The organism is Lysinibacillus fusiformis, assembly GCF_016925635.1.
GTDB classification, from domain to species: Bacteria; Bacillota; Bacilli; order Bacillales_A; family Planococcaceae; genus Lysinibacillus; species Lysinibacillus fusiformis_F.
This window is the reverse complement of record NZ_CP070490.1, coordinates 3,984,641-4,003,907: the sequence shown is the minus strand read 5'-3', so window position 1 is coordinate 4,003,907 and position 19,267 is coordinate 3,984,641. Positions and strand designations below refer to the sequence as shown.

The 19,267-nt window shown below is 40.5% G+C and carries 22 protein-coding genes; 11 read left to right on the top strand and 11 right to left on the bottom strand.

Going from position 1 to position 19,267, the window contains the following annotated elements:
• Positions 1 to 2,138: 2,138 nt before the first annotated feature.
• The 3 genes from JTI58_RS19505 to JTI58_RS19495 form a co-directional block, all read right to left on the bottom strand.
• Positions 2,139 to 2,321 carry a hypothetical protein gene (locus JTI58_RS19505; RefSeq protein ID WP_243456430.1) on the bottom strand — a complete coding sequence of 61 codons (183 nt, stop codon included), beginning with the start codon at positions 2,319 to 2,321 and terminating at the stop codon, positions 2,139 to 2,141.
• A 71-nt stretch (positions 2,322 to 2,392) separates the two neighbouring features.
• Positions 2,393 to 2,947 (bottom strand): integrase, encoded by a 555-nt coding sequence (locus tag JTI58_RS19500; RefSeq protein ID WP_205443125.1) that lies wholly within the window; start codon positions 2,945 to 2,947, stop codon positions 2,393 to 2,395.
• Positions 2,948 to 3,126: 179 nt separating this feature from the next.
• Positions 3,127 to 3,396: a general stress protein gene (locus JTI58_RS19495; protein WP_205443124.1), complete on the bottom strand. Its 270-nt coding sequence runs from the start codon at positions 3,394 to 3,396 to the stop codon at positions 3,127 to 3,129.
• A gap of 197 nt (positions 3,397 to 3,593) precedes the next feature.
• On the opposite strand from JTI58_RS19495, the gene JTI58_RS19490 reads away from it, so the two are divergent.
• Complete coding sequence (locus tag JTI58_RS19490; protein WP_205443122.1) at positions 3,594 to 4,214, top strand: hypothetical protein; 621 nt, start codon at positions 3,594 to 3,596, stop codon at positions 4,212 to 4,214.
• Positions 4,215 to 4,299: 85 nt separating this feature from the next.
• Here the strand turns inward: JTI58_RS19490 and JTI58_RS19485 are convergent, their stop codons facing one another.
• Complete coding sequence (locus JTI58_RS19485; protein WP_205443121.1) at positions 4,300 to 7,380, bottom strand: MMPL family transporter; 3,081 nt, start codon at positions 7,378 to 7,380, stop codon at positions 4,300 to 4,302.
• A gap of 127 nt (positions 7,381 to 7,507) precedes the next feature.
• Between JTI58_RS19485 and JTI58_RS19480 the strand changes: the two genes are divergently transcribed.
• The 4 genes from JTI58_RS19480 to JTI58_RS19465 all read left to right on the top strand — a co-directional run bounded on the left by JTI58_RS19480 (position 7,508) and on the right by JTI58_RS19465 (position 10,763).
• A complete protein-coding gene (locus tag JTI58_RS19480; protein ID WP_205443119.1) occupies positions 7,508 to 8,101 on the top strand; it encodes a TetR/AcrR family transcriptional regulator C-terminal domain-containing protein in 594 nt (197 codons plus the stop codon).
• Between the two features lie 18 nt (positions 8,102 to 8,119).
• The gene (locus tag JTI58_RS19475; RefSeq protein WP_205443118.1) at positions 8,120 to 8,827 is read left to right on the top strand and encodes a DNA alkylation repair protein; all 708 of its coding nucleotides are present in this window, start codon (positions 8,120 to 8,122) and stop codon (positions 8,825 to 8,827) included.
• Positions 8,828 to 8,968: 141 nt separating this feature from the next.
• Positions 8,969 to 9,460, top strand: a complete 492-nt coding sequence (locus JTI58_RS19470) for a DUF2975 domain-containing protein (RefSeq protein ID WP_205443116.1) — start codon at positions 8,969 to 8,971, stop codon at positions 9,458 to 9,460.
• A gap of 694 nt (positions 9,461 to 10,154) precedes the next feature.
• Positions 10,155 to 10,763: a copper amine oxidase N-terminal domain-containing protein gene (locus JTI58_RS19465; RefSeq protein WP_205443115.1), complete on the top strand. Its 609-nt coding sequence runs from the start codon at positions 10,155 to 10,157 to the stop codon at positions 10,761 to 10,763.
• Positions 10,764 to 10,813: 50 nt separating this feature from the next.
• Here the strand turns inward: JTI58_RS19465 and JTI58_RS19460 are convergent, their stop codons facing one another.
• Positions 10,814 to 11,092: a hypothetical protein gene (locus JTI58_RS19460; protein ID WP_205443114.1), complete on the bottom strand. Its 279-nt coding sequence runs from the start codon at positions 11,090 to 11,092 to the stop codon at positions 10,814 to 10,816.
• Between the two features lie 106 nt (positions 11,093 to 11,198).
• Positions 11,199 to 11,975 (bottom strand): N-acetylmuramoyl-L-alanine amidase, encoded by a 777-nt coding sequence (locus JTI58_RS19455; protein WP_205443112.1) that lies wholly within the window; start codon positions 11,973 to 11,975, stop codon positions 11,199 to 11,201.
• 357 nt (positions 11,976 to 12,332) lie between these two features.
• Between JTI58_RS19455 and JTI58_RS19450 the strand changes: the two genes are divergently transcribed.
• Positions 12,333 to 13,253 (top strand): phosphotransferase family protein, encoded by a 921-nt coding sequence (locus tag JTI58_RS19450; protein ID WP_205443111.1) that lies wholly within the window; start codon positions 12,333 to 12,335, stop codon positions 13,251 to 13,253.
• On the opposite strand, the gene JTI58_RS19445 is transcribed toward JTI58_RS19450, so the two are convergent.
• The 4 genes from JTI58_RS19445 to JTI58_RS19430 form a co-directional block, all read right to left on the bottom strand.
• A complete protein-coding gene (locus JTI58_RS19445; protein WP_205443110.1) occupies positions 13,239 to 14,036 on the bottom strand; it encodes a DnaD domain protein in 798 nt (265 codons plus the stop codon). The two genes, JTI58_RS19450 and JTI58_RS19445, sit on opposite strands and share 15 nt — an antisense overlap.
• Positions 14,037 to 14,221: 185 nt before the next feature.
• Complete coding sequence (locus JTI58_RS19440) at positions 14,222 to 14,641, bottom strand: hypothetical protein (protein WP_205443109.1); 420 nt, start codon at positions 14,639 to 14,641, stop codon at positions 14,222 to 14,224.
• A 106-nt stretch (positions 14,642 to 14,747) separates the two neighbouring features.
• A complete protein-coding gene (locus JTI58_RS19435) occupies positions 14,748 to 15,056 on the bottom strand; it encodes a hypothetical protein (RefSeq protein ID WP_205443108.1) in 309 nt (102 codons plus the stop codon).
• Between the two features lie 1,011 nt (positions 15,057 to 16,067).
• Positions 16,068 to 16,352, bottom strand: a complete 285-nt coding sequence (locus tag JTI58_RS19430) for a DUF5316 domain-containing protein (protein ID WP_205443107.1) — start codon at positions 16,350 to 16,352, stop codon at positions 16,068 to 16,070.
• 114 nt (positions 16,353 to 16,466) lie between these two features.
• Between JTI58_RS19430 and JTI58_RS19425 the strand changes: the two genes are divergently transcribed.
• The 3 genes from JTI58_RS19425 to csaA all read left to right on the top strand — a co-directional run bounded on the left by JTI58_RS19425 (position 16,467) and on the right by csaA (position 17,484).
• Positions 16,467 to 16,808, top strand: a complete 342-nt coding sequence (locus JTI58_RS19425) for a DUF7668 domain-containing protein (protein ID WP_205443106.1) — start codon at positions 16,467 to 16,469, stop codon at positions 16,806 to 16,808.
• Between the two features lie 77 nt (positions 16,809 to 16,885).
• Complete coding sequence (locus JTI58_RS19420; RefSeq protein WP_004228639.1) at positions 16,886 to 17,062, top strand: hypothetical protein; 177 nt, start codon at positions 16,886 to 16,888, stop codon at positions 17,060 to 17,062.
• An 89-nt stretch (positions 17,063 to 17,151) separates the two neighbouring features.
• Complete coding sequence (csaA, locus tag JTI58_RS19415) at positions 17,152 to 17,484, top strand: chaperone CsaA (protein ID WP_205443105.1); 333 nt, start codon at positions 17,152 to 17,154, stop codon at positions 17,482 to 17,484.
• Between the two features lie 12 nt (positions 17,485 to 17,496).
• Here csaA and JTI58_RS19410 read toward each other — a convergent pair whose 3' ends face one another.
• Entirely contained in the window at positions 17,497 to 18,378 is an 882-nt protein-coding gene (locus JTI58_RS19410) for an AraC family transcriptional regulator (RefSeq protein WP_205443103.1), read from the bottom strand.
• Between the two features lie 296 nt (positions 18,379 to 18,674).
• Between JTI58_RS19410 and JTI58_RS19405 the strand changes: the two genes are divergently transcribed.
• Positions 18,675 to 19,019 carry a hypothetical protein gene (locus tag JTI58_RS19405; RefSeq protein WP_205443102.1) on the top strand — a complete coding sequence of 115 codons (345 nt, stop codon included), beginning with the start codon at positions 18,675 to 18,677 and terminating at the stop codon, positions 19,017 to 19,019.
• Positions 19,020 to 19,241 carry a hypothetical protein gene (locus tag JTI58_RS19400; RefSeq protein ID WP_205443100.1) on the top strand — a complete coding sequence of 74 codons (222 nt, stop codon included), beginning with the start codon at positions 19,020 to 19,022 and terminating at the stop codon, positions 19,239 to 19,241.
• The last annotated feature ends 26 nt before the right edge of the window (positions 19,242 to 19,267 follow it).

The following is a 19,267-nucleotide window of genomic DNA, read 5'->3' as shown; positions in this document are numbered from 1 at the left end:
AGGCGATGAAAAATATCCATTCAAATATGTACGATAGAAGAGATCCGAGACAAGCTGATCTCCTCTTCTTTTGGATCACCTATAATCCACTTTGGAGCGGTTTCTTCCTTAGTTGGATCATTTTGGACCCACTATGAGCGGGTTCTTCTTATTTTGGATCACTTTGGACTCACTTATGAGCGGGTTCTTCTTATTTTGGATCACCTTTTACTCACTTTGAAGCGACTTCTTCCTTAATTGAATCATCTTAGACTCTCTTTAGAGCGGCTCCTTCTTATTTTGGATCACCTTGGACTCTCTTTGGAGCGGCTTCTTCTCATTTTGGATCACCTTGGACTTACTTTGGAGCGAGGTCTCCCTTAGTTGAATCACTTCGGCATCACTTTCGAGGCGGCTCCCCAGTTAGATCACTTTGACCTCACTTTGGAGCGGGTTCTCCTTATTTTAGATCACCTTGGACTCTCTTTAGAGCGGCTTCTTCTCATTTTGGATCACCTTGGACTCTCTTTAGAGCGGCTCCTTCTTATTTTGGATCACTTTGGACTCTTTTTGGAGCGGCTTCTCCTTATTTTGAATCACTTTAGCCTTACTTTGGAGCGCGGTCTCCCTTAGTTGGATCACTTCGGCATCACTTTCGAGGCGGCTCCCCAGTTAGATCACTTTGACCTCACTTTGGAGCGGGATCTCCTTATTTTAGATCACCTTGGACTCACTTTAGAGCGGCTTCTTCTCATTTTGGATCACCTTGGACTTGCTTTGGAGCGGGTTCTCCTTATTTTAGATCACCTTGGACTCTCTTTAGAGCGGCTTCTTCTCATTTTGGATCACCTTGGACTCTCTTTAGAGCGGCTCCTTCTTATTTTGGATCACTTTGGACTCTTTTTGGAGCGGCTTCTCCTTATTTTGAATCACTTTAGCCTTACTTTGGAGCGCGGTCTCCCTTAGTTGGATCACTTCGGCATCACTTTCGAGGCGGCTCCCCAGTTAGATCACTTTGACCTCACTTTGGAGCGGGATCTCCTTATTTTAGATCACCTTGGACTCACTTTAGAGCGGCTTCTTCTCATTTTGGATCACCTTGGACTTGCTTTGGAGCGGGTTCTCCTTATTTTAGATCACCTTGGACTCTCTTTAGAGCGGCTTCTTCTCATTTTGGATCACCTTGGACTCTCTTTAGAGCGGCTCCTTCTTATTTTGGATCACTTTGGACTCTTTTTGGAGCGGCTTCTCCTTATTTTGAATCACTTTAGCCTTACTTTGGAGCGCGGTCTCCCTTAGTTGGATCACTTCGGCATCACTTTCGAGGCGGCTCCCCAGTTAGATCACTTTGACCTCACTTTGGAGCGGGATCTCCTTATTTTAGATCACCTTGGACTCACTTTAGAGCGGCTTCTTCTCATTTTGGATCACCTTGGACTTGCTTTGGAGCGGGATCTCCTTATTTTGGATCACTTTGGACTCTTTTTGGAGCGGGTTCTTCTTATTTTGGATCACTTCTACCACATTTAGGAGCGGCTTCCCCTTATTTTGGATCACTTCTACCACATTTAGAGCGGTTTTCCCTTATTTTTGATCACTTCTACCACATTTTGGAGCGGGATCTCCCTTAGTTAGATCACCTCTACCACATTTAGGAGCGGTTTCTCCTTATTTTGGATCACTTCTACCACATTTAGGAGCGGCTTTCCCTTACTTAGGATCACTTCTACCACATTTAGGAACGGCTTCCCCTTATTTTGGAGCACTCCAACCACTTTTCCAGAGCGGTCACCTTCATTCCCCGCCGGAGCCACAGGATGAGTCACTCGTTGTAGCACTAGAATCAGTACACTGTTGGCTGTCTTGGGAGGAAAGATGTGCATCGTTTGTTGAAAAATCGTTTGTGGAATGGATGTGGTGGCTGTGCTCGTTTGATTTGCTGTGATTTTTATTTGCATTACTGACGATGCCTATGACAACGACCACGCCAACAAACACGATAAATATAATCATTTATTCCAACTCTTTTCATTCATTCTATAAATTGTAACATTAAATCAACGCTCGGTAGTATAGTTCTATGTAAAAGTGGCGATGGCTTTGTCTTCTCTATGCTTGATAAAAGAACACCACAATCCAAAATGATTGTGGTGTTCTTGTTATGATTGCGATTTGCGTGTGGCGGATTTTTTTGAACGATTCCCTTCGTTCGAATTTTTCTTTTGCTCTTGTGTTAAAGCATTTTCTTCGCGCACATCTAAATCATCTGGACTTAAATCTGTCGCTAATTCCGCCAACTCTGACTGACGTTTATATTGTTTGCCCTTTGTCAAAATGATCACCTCCAAGTAGTATTACATTGCCCTATTTGGTTTGATCTATTCCCAGGACGGTATGAAATGATTATTTCTAGCTAAACTAATGGCACCATCTGTTGGTTCAAAAGATGGTGATACGCTTGTAAATCTTGGTCGTATAATTTCTGATAGGTCGCTAGGCTATGCTGTTTGATATAGTGAAAGTCCTTTTCAGGAACGAGATGATGTGTATGATTCAGCATCCATGCATTCGTCCAGGCCGTTTGCTCAAATTGCCGATTCATTTCATGTTCTTCAATCAGCATGGCTAATAGATGTTCCTGACGATATATTTCTTTTAAGGCATGTTGCTTTTTCATCGTAAAGATTTCCATTGTACATGGAAGAGATGCCTGTAATGCTTCTCGATCCACAGCATGACCTAGCTCATGTAGGGTCATTGTTTTGACATACACTTCAAGTGAAGTTGGGAGCATTAGCTCATTTCTTGCCTCTACTAGTCGTTTCGCATCAAAACCTACATAATCACCAATAAAGTTATAGCTCATATTCATACCTGAATCATCTTGTTTTATCTTGACCGTCATGTTCACAGCCTGCACGACGGATTGAATTACCTGCAATCGTTCTTTTTCTTTATGTTGTGTCATTCTCTCTATCCTCATTTCCTCTGAAAACAAGTAGAAGCGGATTAAATATATACTACCATTAGGAGAAATTCAACAAATTTATCCTGTGGATTGAGAGGAACTTAACAACAAAAAAGGCGCCTGTAGTGAAAAACTACAAACGCCTTGTGTGTGAAGGGTTTCAACCTATTTAAATGTGATTAGTTATTATTGTTATGTCGACGATTTTGGTTGCCATTGGAGTCCTGACTACGCTGTTTGCTGCGTGCCTCTCCACCTTTACGGCCTATCTCGCCATAAAATTCTTCGCCGTGGTTATCAGCCGTAGCTTCTCCATCTTTGCGACCATTTTCTTCATAAAATTCATGTCCATGATTTTTAGACGTAGCCTCGCCGCCTTTACGTCCCGCTTCTTCGACAGTCATGTTTTCATTGTTGTTTCTGTTGCGATTGTTTTGCTTGTTAGCCATTTCTATTCCACCTAAATATTTTTTGAGCTATTTATATTCCCAGTCAAAACATATCGAAATATATTTTTTTTAAAAACTAATTTTCTTATTGTGATAGAACACTGTTAGGCGTTGATTGCTTACTAGCCCTTCGATCATATACATGTACCCTTTCCAATATAATACTAATCTATAGATAAAAGAAGGGTGATGGAAAAATGACGACTCTCACAAAGCCATCCATTGGTTTAACACAATTTACAGACTTCACAATGAAGGGAAGTGCAGCTAAGACAAAGTTTGTGAAGGATATAAAATATCAGGGAGAGTACCATCCAATAAAAGATTATTGGAAAGCATTGCGTGATGGATTAAAAAAATATCATGAACAACGCTTTAATGATGCCTATTTACTCGACATTGTGGATAACGCCCTTCCTGCACGCCAGAAAAATTACCAGGAAGCCGTTAAAGCCTATATAAAATTCTTAAAAAATAAACATGTTCAGTGGTTTGAACCAGGGAAGGCGAATTGGTATTGTGACGATTTAATCGTTCGTTCCAATCCTGAGCTTGGCTTAATCATTGACGATGTGCCCTATTTGATTAAGCTGTATTTTAAAGGAAAAAATGAGCGTATTGATAAACATAAATGTCGATCTGCCCTCACTCTTCTAAAAGACTCCCACTATGCGATTGAACATCCTGATTCGGTTAAACATGCCATTTTAAATGTGCAAAAAGGGCGTTTGATTACAGATGATGAATCAACTGATTATCATCAAATTGCCCTCGAATCGGATGCAGCTCAATTTATGTTTATTTGGAATAGACTCTAGCTAAAATGTGGATTTGGAAAATGCCAAATCCACATTTTCATTTCATATAATAGTAATTTTTCTATTCTAAAAAAATATATGAACGTTACTGATTGTTTTCTTTTCTGTTTGCTAGGAGTAGCTTTATTTTGTCAGCAAGCCCAAACCAAGCTGGAATAAAGATTGGCATCATCATAAACGTCAAGATCACTAATCCAATAATCACTGCCATCGCTACCTGAATCAGCGTAATAACGCCCGATGGCATTAATGCAGCAAATGTGCCACCTAAAATAACAGCCGCAGCTAAAATAACACTTCCCATCTGTAGGCTTGTCGGAATAATTTCCTTCAGCCCTGCTTGTGCTGTTTCGTTATAGCGCATCATCAAGAAGATGGAGTAATCCACACCAAGTGAGACAATCATAATGTACGTAAAGAATGGTACATTCCAGCTAAGCATGTCATAACCTAGCAGCTGCTTCGCTATCATTTCAGTTAAGCCAAGGCTGGCAAATGTAGCGATTAATAAGCTGGCATTAATAATAAGCGTTTGTAAAAATGAGCGTGTGATCAACCATAAAATCACGCTAATGCCAGCAAGCATCAGTACTGCACTTCGTATAAAGTCAGCTGAAGAAATTTCTTGTAAATCGATATTACTCATTGTTTTACCTGTTAAATAGACGTCTGCTTGCTGCAATACAGAACTTTCCACATAGCTGTCCACTCGATGCTTGATGTCACGCATCATCGTCATGGCTTCTTCCTTATAGGGATTGACCTCCAAAATAATCATGAAGGTTGCGGCATGACGATCATCTGTCATATAGGCATTTAAGCTTTCCTGGAATTCACCCTGTAACACCTCTGTTGGCACAAAAAATGTTCCCGTTTCTTTGTTTGACAATTCATGTAAATAGCCATTTGCATCATCTAATCCTGCGTAGATGTCTTCTAGCCCTTCTGCTCCTTCGCCTAATCCATTGCGCAGTTCCACCATGCTATCCTGTAGGCTGTTTAAATGTTGTTGTAATTGCTGTTGCCCTGCTTTTACCTCAGCTAATCCATTGGTTAAATTGTGAGAACCAGCCGTTATTTGATTGGCTCCTTGTGCGGCTGTCCCTATTCCTTGCGATAAATCATTGACACCACTTTTTAGGGCACGAGCGCCTGCTTTTAATGTCACAATTGCTGATTGGGCATTAGCTAAGGAACTATTGGCTTGCCCGAAAGCCTGTGTTAATTGATTATATTGGGCTGACAGCGATGCAATATCTAATGCATTGAGCGAACTTATTCCCTGCTGGGCAGTATTTATAGTTGTTTGGATATGGTCATCATCTGCTGCTTCCGGGTTTGCTTGGACATATGCATTCATGGCCGCTAAAATACCTTCAAATGCTTGTTTAGAGGACGTGATTAGCTGCTCGATTTGAGAAAAAACTGGACGATATTGTTGAAAGCCTGTATCAATTTGTTGATAGGAGGTTTGTAATTGATTGAGTCCTTGTTGAAGCTCCCCAAGTCCCGCTTCTAAGGCTGCTGCTCCGTCAATTAAATCGGTAGAACCATTTGTTGCATTGTCTAAGCCATTCGTTAATCCCTGTAAAGCATTCGTTAAATCACTAGCCCCATTCTGTAATTGTATGGTGCCATTAATTAAATTTTGGACACCACTGACATCTTGTTCTTCCGATAATTGATTGGTGGCATCCTGTAGTCCTTTTTGAATAGAACCGACACCCTCTTGTGCTTCTCCTAAACCCCCCTTTAGTGTATTTGCTTGTTCATTCACATAAAGATCAGCGATACGCTCCCCTTCAGGACGTGTCGGAGAATAGACTTTTGCTACACCAGGTGTATTGGCAATAATGCCTGTTAATTCATCTAATGCACGTAAATAATCAGTGCTTGCGAGCGATTCCTTTTGTTGGATAACAAGTGTTGCAGGCGCACTCATACCAGGCTCATAATGTTTTTCAATCAAGCTAATTGCCTGCTTCGATTCATATTTGTCGTCAATTTCTACTAAATCGTTGTAATTGAGTTCCCCTGCGTAATGATAAATAAATGGCAAGGTGAGGATACAGGCAAAGATAATGCCCACGAATGGTCTTGCAAAGGCATTTTTCGCTAAAAAACCCCACAGCTTATTTTCAGTATGCCCTGCTATCGCCTTACTTGGCCAAAACAGTTTAAAGCCAAGTAACCCCATAAAGAATGGATTTAATGTCATCAAAACGGCCAATAAGACACAAATGCCAATCGCGATTCCACTGACACTTTGATACAAGGAGAATTTTGAAAAATACAGCACCGTAAAGCCTATTAACACAGATGAGCTGCTTAGTAATACGGTTTTCCCAGCTGTTTTATAGGTGTTTTGTATCGCCTTTAAGACATGATTCGTGTTAGCTAATTCCTCTTTAAAGCGAGTAAACAAAAGAATATTGTAGTCAGTACCAATCCCAAATAATATGACGACTAAAAATACTTGCGTAAAGTTAGAAAACGGAAAATTCCAATAATTAGCAAGTAAGGCGATGATGGATAACGATACAGCATAGGCTACCCCTACTGTTAAAAGTGAGATAAATGGAATAATCGGTGAACGGAAAATGATCACCAATATCGCAATGATAAAGACAACTGCAATGATTTCGGTCTTTTTCACACCTTCTTGTGTTGTGGAAGAGAAATCATCCATCACAATATCGGCTCCTGTTACATATGTATCCACTGATAAATCTTTTACTTCCGCCTTTAATAACGCTGCCGCTTCACTGGCTGTACCGATCTTTCTATCAATTGACAATTGTGCCATGACGGTTGTATGGTCTTTACTAACTAATTGATTTGCCGCCTGCTCACTGTCTGTATGGAAGAGCGCATTTGTGATATGAAGCTTTTTTGTGTTTAAATGATGAAGTACCCCTTCGATTGCCGAATAATCAGCAGCTGTTAAACCCTTATCTTGATGAAATACATAGACAAACGAATAGGTATCCTTTCCTTCGTTTTGAATATCATTTAACAGCTCTGTGCCAATGACGCTCTCTAAATCACTAGGCAACGTGATTTGTCCTTTATCTAGTACAAGTTTTTCAAGATTAGGCATTACCATCAGCATCACGATAACTGTTATCACCCAAAAAACAGGACTCAATATCCATGACTTTTTCATGCTTTTCTTCCTTTCCAATTAGAACTGACTATACTGTATATCAAGAAAGGAAGAGCAAGATATAGACAGATGATGTGATCTGTAAAAATTCAGACAAAAATGCAAAATTGTAAAAAAGGTGATCCATATGAAAAAAAGTGAAAAAACAAAAAGGCAATTAGCCAGTGTCTTAAAAGACTTAATGGTCCTTAAGCCATTAGAAAAGATATCGATACAGGAAGTCATGGAGAAAGCACAATTGAATCGACAGACGTTTTACTATCACTTTGAGGATATTTATGATTTATTGAAGTGGACATTAGAGCGAGAGGCAATTGAGTTGCTGGATGATTATAAGGATGAAAGCCTTTGGCAAGAAGGCTTTCGAGATATAGTATTATACTTAGAGAAAAATCGAGCGTTTGCGCTTAATGCTATTAATTCCATGGGTCATGAGCATTTTAATCGCTTTTTCCATCAAGAAATATATAGCATTATTGAAGACTTCGTGAAGCAAATTGCGGAAATGTGCCAAGAGGTGGAGAAAAAATATATGAGTTTTGTGACCCATTTTTTCACCGTCTCCATTACGGCTGTAACCATTAGCTGGCTACAGGGCGAGCTTGATTTTTCCGTTGAAGAGCTTATTCAAATGGTGGATCGGTTCTTAAGTGACCACTTAGAAGGAACGAAAACGCTATATGGCATAAATAATACTAACTGTCTCAAGGCAATCGATTAAAGAAAAGGAAGTGCTACTATGAATGCTGAAATGGTGCTGCAGGAGCTAGAGGCTCTAGGCAAGGAACGGACGAAGAAAATATATATGTCAAATGGCGCAAATGAGCCGTTGTTTGGTGTGGCAACAGGTGCGATGAAGCCCATTGCGAAGAAAATTAAAATCGATCAGGCTCTAGCAGAAGCGCTTTATGCCACTGGCAACTATGATGCCATGTACTTTGCTGGTGTCATTGCAGATCCAAAAGCCATGACTGTGGAAGATTTTAATCGTTGGATCGAGGCAGCTTATTTTTACATGCTGTCGGATTATGTCGTAGCGGTCACTTTAGCGGAAGCACCGATTGCACAGGAGGTGGCAGATGCATGGATTGCCAGTGGTGAGGAGCTGAAAATGTCTGCGGGCTGGAGCTGCTATTGCTGGCTATTAGGGAATCGCAAGGATAGCGAATTTTCCGAGAGCAAGCTGGCTAACATGCTGGAAGTTGTAAAAAATACCATCCACGACGTACCCGAACGTACAAAATCAGCCATGAATAATTTTCTATACACAGTGGCTATTTCCTATGTGCCGCTCCACGAACAAGCTGTAGCAACAGCACAGGCAATTGGTCCAGTGGAAATGAAACGAGACAACAAAAAAAGCACGCTGCTTCATGCTTATGAAACAATTCAAAAGGAAGTAGAACGAGGTAGAGTGGGCTTTAAACGTAAATATGTAAGATGTTAATCAGCACACTTAAAAGGCATCTATCCCACAAGGATGGATGTCTTTTTTAGATAAAAAACAAATGATTTATAATATATTTTTATTGATAAACGATAAATTTTGTTTTAAAATCAATGTACCATAACCAGTGAGGTGCTTTGAATGAAACATAAAAAAGGGTCAACTCTTTTCCTAAAGAGTGTGATTATTCTATTTGGTATACCTGTATTAGCGTTAGGGCTGTTTTGGTTACCTGGGGTGGCCAGCAGAGATGCAGCGGCACATCCTGAATCGTCCTATTTGTCCTATCTTTTTTTAATCTATGTATATACACTATGCATTCCCTATTACGCTGCGTTGTATCAAGCTTATCGTCTATTAACGAATATCGACCAGCATCAAGCGTTCTCCGAATCCTCTATACGCGCTTTGAGAACGATCAAAAATTGTGCTTTCACCATTGTTCTCTTCCTTGTGCTAGGCATTGCAGCGATTATGTTGATGTTTACTGGCAAGGAAGATATTACAGGAATTATTACGCTGTCACTGATCAGCATCTTTGCCTCCAGTACGATTGCAACCTTTGCAGCCGTTCTGCATCGGCTGCTACAAAAGGCCATGGATCTTCAGTGTGAAAATGAATTAACGGTATAACCAAAAGGCACTAACCAGTCTGGACTGTTAGTGCCTTCACGTTGTTGAAAAAAGATGATGTCAACGGCAGAAAAAGCAACTTGGCAAGGCGAGGGGTTGATTTCCGTTCCGCCAGCGTCCTTTCCAGGGGGCGTCCGAGGAGCCGCTTCACTCACTGCGTTCGCTCCAGGGTCTCCTCAGTGACGCTAAATCCCCTAGGAGTGAGCTGGCTCCACTCCAATCAACTATGCTGCAAAGTGTCTTTACTTTTTTCATAGCAGCGATCAAACAGCCCATTATCTGTATTCTTAGAGGAGATAAGCTTTTATTTTCAATGTGGAGAAGTGATGCGTGAGAACACCTCCACTTTATTTGAAAACCTTTGCTAAAAAGGTAACACTTTTATGGATTGGAGTGGAAGGCTACTTGACTCCCGTGGGATAGCGAGACAGGCGAGCCTCTAAACGGAGCGGTAGCAGAGGAAGCGGCTCGGCGCTCGCCCACAGGAAAGCAAGTAGCCTGCAACGGGAATCCATTTCTACCTTTCAATTGACTGTTTTGTTTTTCAACACTAAGAAGGCACTAACCAGTCTTGACTGTTAGTGCCTTTCATTGTATCGAAAGTATCCGCTAAAACTAATTTCCTATAAAAACATATCAAAATTCACTTTTTAACAGTATAATAATTACATATTTTATAAATAGGAGGATTTATATGAAGAAATTGGTTTTGTTGATGGCGATGTTTACGTTATTTTTCACCACAGCCTCTATTGCAAGCGCACATCCAGGGCGTTTAGATGGCAATGGTGGTCACAACTGTTCTGACAAATCAAAGGCTAAAGGGCTTTGTTCAGGCTATCATTATCATAATGGCAATGGTGGCAATAATGCAGGGTCTTCCTCAGGCGGTCAAAGTCATGCTACGCCGACACCTAAGGCAACGGTAGCACCCGTATTAACGAAGGTTGCTGTCTATTTAAATGACGTGAAGCAAAATTATACGCCTGGCGCTTATATGAAAAATGGCACAACCTTAGTGCCGATGAAGGCGATTTTTGAATCTCTTGGGGCAACGGTTAGCTATGATAGTGCAACGAAAAAAGTGACGGCAACAAAGGACAGTAAAAAAATTGTGATCGGTGTGGGGAATAAGACGGCTTATGTTGATGCAAATGGTGCTTCATCAACGATTACACTCAGCCATCCAGCTGAAATTTATCAAGGAACAACAATGGTGCCTTTACGCTTTGTCAGTCAAGCACTCGGCGCAAATGTATCATTTGATGAGGCAGCACTCGTTGTCTATATCTCGACAAATTAATGGACAGGCTATAAGCAGTATGCTCCTATAAGGTGCTGCTTTTTTTATTTTTACTTAAAGTTAAAATCATACTTCTTGTTGATTTTGCTAGCAATTGTTGCTAAAAATAAAGCCACTGTCATATTTTCGACTTCATTTGTATACCATGCGAGCTTAGCACCATAGTTCTTTTTATTATAATTCACTTCCAATGGCCAGAAATTCTTTGTTTTATACGTATAATCAAATTTTACATAGAGTTGCTTACCATCTGGACATTCCATCACCACCTGGTATAATGGATTTTTTCTTTCTTGTTCAAATTTTACTTTTCTTATTTTTGTTAACATCAAAACCCCTCCTCTCTTCTACTACATTCGACAAAAGTTTGAAAAAACCTTTATTCAAAGAAAAAGGATAAAGCTCATGATGATAGTTGAGCCTTATCCAGTACAATTAGTTGACTATAAATTTGTCGTAATAGCGCTTCAGCATGGTCGCCATTTGCTCCCGTGTCAAGGCGCCTGCTGGATTCATGTTCTTACTTCCATCGCCTCGGATAATGCCTTCGTTAGCGGCCCATTCCCAAGCCTCTTTATGGGCTGCGCCTACCTCTCTGCTTGTTTGTAAACTAGCTTTTTCAGCTAGTAAGCTTTTTAACGTCTCGATCTCTTGTTTTAGCTCATTGTATTGCGACACTGTTAATCCCTCCTCAAGCCCATTTTTAATATCTTGCTGGAACTGTGCTTCTGTAATCCCCATACTTTTTAAATAGTCAAAAGGATCTTTGTGTGTAGTGCCTCCTAGATTTTCCGCAATCCATCGATGTGACTTAATGCCATTACCGTTGCCATCTAAAACAGTAGGAACCCCTGCCTCTATGGCAAGCTTACGTAACAGCCAAATATAAGCGGCATAATCCTTCTTAAATTGTTCCTTGTCAGCAGTCCGTGCCAATTCCACCTGGGCATAGCTATACGGATTTCCCTTTGGACCACAGCCATATTGCACGCGATTCACAGGGGCTACTTGTACGATTCGTCCACCACCGCCCACCCAGTGAGAGACGAAGGCATTGGCTTTATTTCGATTCATATAGGCAATTTCGTTTTCCAATGCTTTTGGGCCTGTATTGTTGCCATTACCTGATTCATGGGCCACAACGTATTTTACTGCCGTTAGCGCCTGATTCGGTAACCCTGACATCAACTGTTTTTCAATAACATAACTCATGCTGCACCGTCCTTTCCTATTATTTTTTTAGCGACTGACGCTATGTGATGCTTTTCTGCTATTTGCGGTAGTTAGGGAAAATCAACCGTTGGTAAGAGAGTGTTTCTTACGGCATTACTTCACTAGCTGTTATTGTTTCACCTCTCTTTCCTCGAAGCTATGAAGTGTGAATGTCACAATGACATCCACTTACTATTAGTAAATGCTCACACAAAAGTGATTTCTAGTTAGTTGTGCTCTTTTACTATTTTTTCAATATGATTTTATAACCTCTTTTCTTGATTCCAAGCATTGACAAAGTATTGTTTTCTGTAGTATTTTTGATCTTCTAAAATATTGAAAGTGAGGAAAGATAATGTGCAGGCAATAGAGATGATTCGTCAATTACCAAGCTTACATGGCTTTACGGAACTAGTTAAAATTAATAAAGGCTATTCACCTGATAGTAAGTATCTCGTAACAGTTGGTGAAATGCGCTATATGGTGCGTATAGCAGACCTAGTGCATCATGACAAACGTGCAAAAGAGTTTTCTTTGCTCCAAGACTTAGCAAAACAGGGTGTAAGAACGCATAAAGCCGTAGAATATACCCTGTTTCAGGAAGCCAACGTATCCGCAATGGTCGTTAGCTTTTTAGAAGGCACGCCAGCGGATGAAGTCATGCAGGATTTTACTGACGCAGAGCAATTTCATCTCGGTCTTGCGGCTGGGGAGGAATTGAGAAAAATACATCAAGTGAGCCCCCCACAAATAATCCATTGGGAGACAGCACAGCTTAAAAAATTCTCTGCTTATCTTAGGGCATATCAGCTAGACTCCTATCAACTTCCGCAAGAAGCTAAACTATTGCACTTTATTGAAACGCACTTGCCACTGTTAAAGCAACGTCCCATTACCCTGCTTCATGATGATTTCCACCTTGGTCACATTATTTGTAAGGGCCATACTTACAATGGGGTTATTGATTTTAATGGCTACGATGTAGGTGATCCTTATCATGACTTTTATAATCTTGCCTTGTTTAATAGGAGACATAGTATCCCCTTCTGTATCGGACAAATCGATGGCTATTTTTCATCTGCACCAGACGATATGTTTTGGCGGCTGTATGCCCTCTATGCCGCGATGACTGTCTTTTCAACCATTGTTTGGACACGCCAATATGATCCACAATCCTTTGACGATGCGTTGGCAAGAATTCATATCATTTTACAGGATCATGATAACTTTTCTTCGATGAAACCTTTATGGTATGCGGAGAATTTATTCGTTCCGTAAGAGGGCTAATATTTTTTGCCGTTCCGCTTCAAAATCCATCGTTGGTTGCGATGTTGGTTCCTCCTCATAACGCTGATGAAACCACTTCGGAATGATCTCCTGCCGTCTGCCCTTATAAGGTGGTGACACTTGTTGCTTGCGTGCTTGAAAACGCTGTTGCTCTATCGCAATATCTGCAAGGCTCTTTATGTTCTGATCACACCAATTTTGTAAAATTTTTTCTACATACCGCCAGCGTAGAACATTGTGCTCCACCGCTAGCTTCATCGCATGTATGACCATTTCCTCCGAAAAAATAGTGAGCCAATGACGTATTTTGCTAGTAATATAGGCTGTTAGTGTGCCAAAGCCCTGTTGCTCGAAAAAATGGTAGGCAGTGGTAGTAGACTGCTTATCATCTCTATCTTTTAGTAATTGCTTATTTAGTAATTCATTATTTAGTAGTGTGGGCTTTTCCGTTGATGGTGTAGCCGTTGACGGCATGGCCGCACGTTTGGGAGCTTCATACACGAAAAATTCCACCTTACCGAACTTGCCATCCTTTGCTCTCTTCTGCACTTTTTGAAGATAGCCCGCCTCTATGAGTTCAGCTAGAATGCTGGCTGTCGCCTCCCGTCCACATTTACTACGTGTGGCTAAATCGGCAAGACGAAAGTGCCAATCATCTGGTAAGGACAGCATATAGGCAAGCAGGCCCTTAGCTTTCCAGCTCAATTGACCATCATTTAAAAATGCCTTATCCAGCACAACAAAATTCTGCTTTTTGACTACTCGATAAATCATCATGATCCCTCTTTCCATCTGATATCCTTTCTAACTATATAAAGAAAATTTTGAAAAAAAGGGACATAAAAAAAGGACATGCCATGACAGCATGCCCTTACAAGCAGGTGAAAAGTGAATAATGTTCGAGATTTGGATAGTGATGGGTAGTGGAAGCAGAAGCTAACGTTTGCTGCTGCCCCATTTTATTCATAAAGCTCTTTATAGACGATGACTTTTAATGCGGCAATCTCTTCATCGGATAATTTGCCTTCCACCATTTGCAGGGCTTCTTCCTGTGTCATCGAGCCGTCCTGCAATTTCACACGCATGTCGTTCAAATCCGTAATGCCCACTTTTTGAATTAATACTGTCGTTGCCTCTTCTTTCGTCGTAAACGGTAGTGTACTACTATCGACCGTTTTCGCCTCTTCCATATAGGCTTTTAATTGTGGATCATTTTCAATGGTATTTTTGATTTCTTCCTTTTGTCCGCTATTTTCTAATTCGGTAGACAAGGTATCTACAATTTTTTCAGAGACAAATTTTGTGCCGAAATGCAGCACACCATACCCCACTACACCAAGGAAAATAACGATCACCACTAGAAATTTAATGAATCTCAACTACGCTCACTCCTTTATACACGTTCATCATACTATATGGAGCGAGTGTTGAGAAACAATTCTCCCTAGAAATTATGTAAAAAAACCCCATCTATGGAGATGAGGCTTATTTGACGTATTTCAAATACTTCCGCACAAATTCTACAATGTACAGCACTTCCTCTTCCGTCATCGAAAGCAGCTTACAAACACGTTGTAGTCTAGCTGGTAATGCTAATTGCTGGCGTACCTGATGCATATACATATATTTGCATTTTCGTGGATTTACTTTATCTCGTATTTGCTTGTATCGCAGGTAAGCATAGCGAGCAAAGGCATTGAGCATCTCCCGCTCCTGCTCATCACGCTCCTTCTTTTTGGCCGCCTCATCAATGATGTCCGTTTCAAATGTCCGTGTACCATCTGTTAATTGCATAGTACCACCTCTCTATTGCAAATGTACTCCTCCCTATTAAATGCATTAAAAAAAGCCACACCTAGGGTAGATGTGACACTTTTTATGAATTTTATATGTAATGACTGGTGGATAGCCTGTAGAATGTGGTGGGTGTGATTCTAAATGTGGTAGATAGAACGTGATTTCTAATGGATAGAATTGCTTGGAATGGATTGTTGATTCTAATTGGTGGATACCATTGCTTAGAATGGATTGTTCTTCTAAACTGGTGGATATAATTCAAAATGTAGCGGTTAGGATGATTATTCTGGCGGATACAATACTTATTTTGACGGATAGAATTCTCCGAATGGATTGCTCCTCTTAATTGGTGGATACAATCCTAAATGTAGCGGTTAGAACGCTTATTCTGGCGGATACACTGCTGATTTTGACGGATAGAATTACTCAGAATCGATTGCTCCTCTTAATTGCTGGATACCATCCTAAATGTAGCGGTTAGGATGATTATTCTGATGGATAGAATTGTTCAAAATGGTTTGTTCTTCTAAACTGGTGGATATAATTCAAAATGTAGCGGTTAGAACGCTTATTCTGACGGATACACTGCTTAGTTTGAAGGATACAATTGCTTAGAATCGATTGCTCCTCTTAATTGCTGGATACAATCCTAAATGTAGCGGTTAGCATGCTTATTCTGACGGATACAATACTTATTTTGACGGATAGAATTGCTCAGAATGGATTGCTCCTCTTAACTGGTGGATACCATTCTAAATGTAGCGGTTAGGATGCTTATTCTTATGGATAGAATTGTTCAAAATGGTTTGTTCTTCTAAACTGGTGGATACACTGCTGATTTTGATGGATAGAATTGCTCAGAATGAATTGCTCCTCTTAGTTGCTGGATACAGTTCAAAATGTAGCGGTTAGAACGTATAAACTGCTGTATATAATTCTAGATCTGACGGTTAGAACGCTTATTTTGATCGATACAATCTCTCAGAGTGGATTGTTCTTAATGTCACTTCATAGATAATAAGCAAAGATGGCGACAATAATGTTTGGTATTGCTAATAGTAAAGCGTTATTCATCAGGTGATTGCGTTCGTTTCTGTCTTCTTTTGTTTCTGTTGCTAAATTGGCACGCATTCTATCTCCGCTTGCTATGGCTCCTGACATTAACATGGCAGAAACGATGAAAATTCCGCCTAGTAAACCTGAAAGCAAATGCGCTTCCTCCTTCCCCCATATGAGGATGGAGCATATAACACCTAGAATGGACAAGATGGTTCCAATGCCTATATACTTCATTTTCAGCCCCCCTTATTTTATTATACGGCTGATGCTCTTTTTCGTTTCATTAAACTCCCATTTACCTTTACAGAATTTTTCCTTTTCATTAAACTAGCTATAAGAAGGGCGGTTATGCAAATAAAAGATCAAATAAGAGCATTAACGAAAAATACATTAGATGATTTAGTACATAATAACTATGAAAAACTTCAACAAGAGAAGATATTAACAGAGGAAACCACTATTTTTCTGCAAGAGGTTTTCGCCTTGCAAGGTACCTTAACATGGCCACTGGATGAAGCATCTGTAGATATTGATGTGTATGAAATGGATGACCAAAGTTGCTTTATATCAGAGATTCGCTATTTATGGTTTGATGATGAAGAAAGTGCCGTGATTCTTTTTTGCAAGGCTTATACAAATGCAGATCAAACAGAGATCACTGCTTTTATGATTGATACGGTTGATGCCTAGTATAGTATGCTCGCCAAACGTTCATAGTAAGTATGGTGTGGAGCTCACGCCGAATCATACGACGGAGGGATCAATTTATGAATGGAATTCGTGAAGGTTTAATCCCCACTATACTCGGGTCAGCTGTTACGGCGGCAGGCTATGCAATGAAGCAAAAACATGGCTCTAACAAAATGGTGGCCAATACGATTTTTGGCTTTGGCTTAGCGCACATTGTGTTAGGTGCGATTGACCTGGTAGAGCATCGTCGTTAACGAGAGAAGGGCACGCTATGTGCTCTTCTTTTTTTGTATTTTTTTCTATTAAATGCTAACATTGTCATAAAAGCTGAAGGAGTACAAAAATGGCGACAATAGAAGATTTTACAGCACTTGATATACGAATTGGTACGGTATTAGAGACAGAGGCACTACCAAAGGCTCGGGTTCCTGCGATTAAAATGAAAATTGATTTCGGTGAAGAGCTGGGCATTAAACAGTCTTCTGCACAAATTACGAAGCGTTATACACCCGAAATCATTATTGGAAAGCAAGTTGTAGCGATTGTTAATTTCCCACCGCGTCGGGTTGCTGGTTTTAAGTCAGAGGTGCTTGTCATTGGTGGCGTGCCTGTGGAGGGTGATGTGATCCTGTTAACGCCCGATCAGCAGCTGCCAAATGGAACGAAAATACAGTAAAAGCCTCTCGCATTACGCAAGAGGCTCTTTTTTCTGAAGAGGAATCCAGATTTCACTAGTAAAGGTTGGTGAGGAAAAATCGGTGCTTGCATGGTGCACGATTTCTGGACCAGCAATCTGTTCATAGCCAGAAGATGGGAACCATTCGGCATAGATGCGACCCCATGTTTCCTGCAGTGTTTGCGGAAATGGCCCGACCGCTTCAAAGACCGCCCACGTACAAGCGGGTACATCCAACTGTGTGAAATGGTGAGACGTTTCTGTTGTGGCCACGCCGATATAATGATCAAGCTCACCCTTCTCCTCCATTCTGCCCTCGGAAAAGTTGGCGGAGGCTTGGATGATTCCTTTTGGTTCTACATTAGATAGCTTTTTTAGTTGCGCAATATCCTCCATTGTTAATGAACGTGTCATTTCGGTTATTGCTGGATTTTCTCCTTGAAAAACGATGGGTACTCTTTTCATAAGACCCACGATGTGAAACGCTTCTTTTTGTTCGAGTCGGTAATTCATTTCACAACCTCCTTGTATAGTAAGTTGGAAGGTCATCCGTGGGAAAGCTTTTAAGTGTTGACCACTTTGCCTCGCCTCTGATGGGGTGATGCCATGCATTTGCTGAAAGGCTCTTGTAAATGCATCTGCAGAGCGATAGCCATAGCGAATCGCGATATCGAGAATTCTCATAGATGAATCCGACAGTTCCAGTGCAGCAAGTGTCAAGCGCCTACGACGAATATACTCTGATAGCGAGATGCCTGCTAGAAAAGAAAACATTCGTTTAAAATGATATTCCGAGCAATAAGCTAATCTCGCAGCCTCTTGCACATCAATTTCCTCCGTTAGATTGGCCTCGATATACGCAATCGCCTCATTCAACCTTGTTAAAGAATCCACTTCTATCACCTTCCTTATCACTACTTTAGCAGGAATAGCCCCCTTCCATCCGACAATTGGTGCACCATTTAGTCGCCTTTCAAAAAATAATCTATCGAACAGGCAAATAACTAACTTTCGAAGCTACTTTCTCATACATATAATAGTGTAAAGCTAATTTTAGCCTTACACCTCCTGACTTGATACATAGGGTCACTGCTCGCACAGTGGCCCTATGAAGATAAAAGATCGTTGTATCGCACCCTAATTTTTGTTACAATATTTGTAAAAATTACGATAGAGCTGGAGGCAGCAACATGGATCGCCATTTCCAGTGGTACAAGTATATAAAATACATACTCATACCTATATTCATTTCAAAATTCTTTCATTTTGGTATACCGAATGGGCAACCTCTATTCATTCTTGAATACGCTCTCCTATTCGGGGTAAGCTTTTTACTCATTATTCTACAGGATTTTTTCACGATTAGTAAAAAAACAAATATCCTACTGCGTTTCATTATGCTGATTATTTTACTGCTTTTATTCATTACCGCTATTGTCTATCAAGCGATGATGTCTATTATTTTTTCAATCCTACTACTCGGCGCGTCAGGTTTTGCCCTTTACTTACATAAAAAAGATGAAGGAGAACAATAAATGGTACATGAAAATAATAGTAAGCGATTACTTTTAATCATCGGTTGGGTCAATGTTTTGCTTGCCCTTCTCCTATTCCAAGCTTTTTGTGGGCTCATGGCTATCTGTATGGGGATCGTACTTAAAAAGGATTATCAAGCACCAACCCATGGGCTGGTTTTGATAGTAGTCGGTATCGTGAGTACGGTTATAGGATGGATGCTCAATCACTTCTATATGTAAAAATGACCAAGAACCTAGATTCTTGG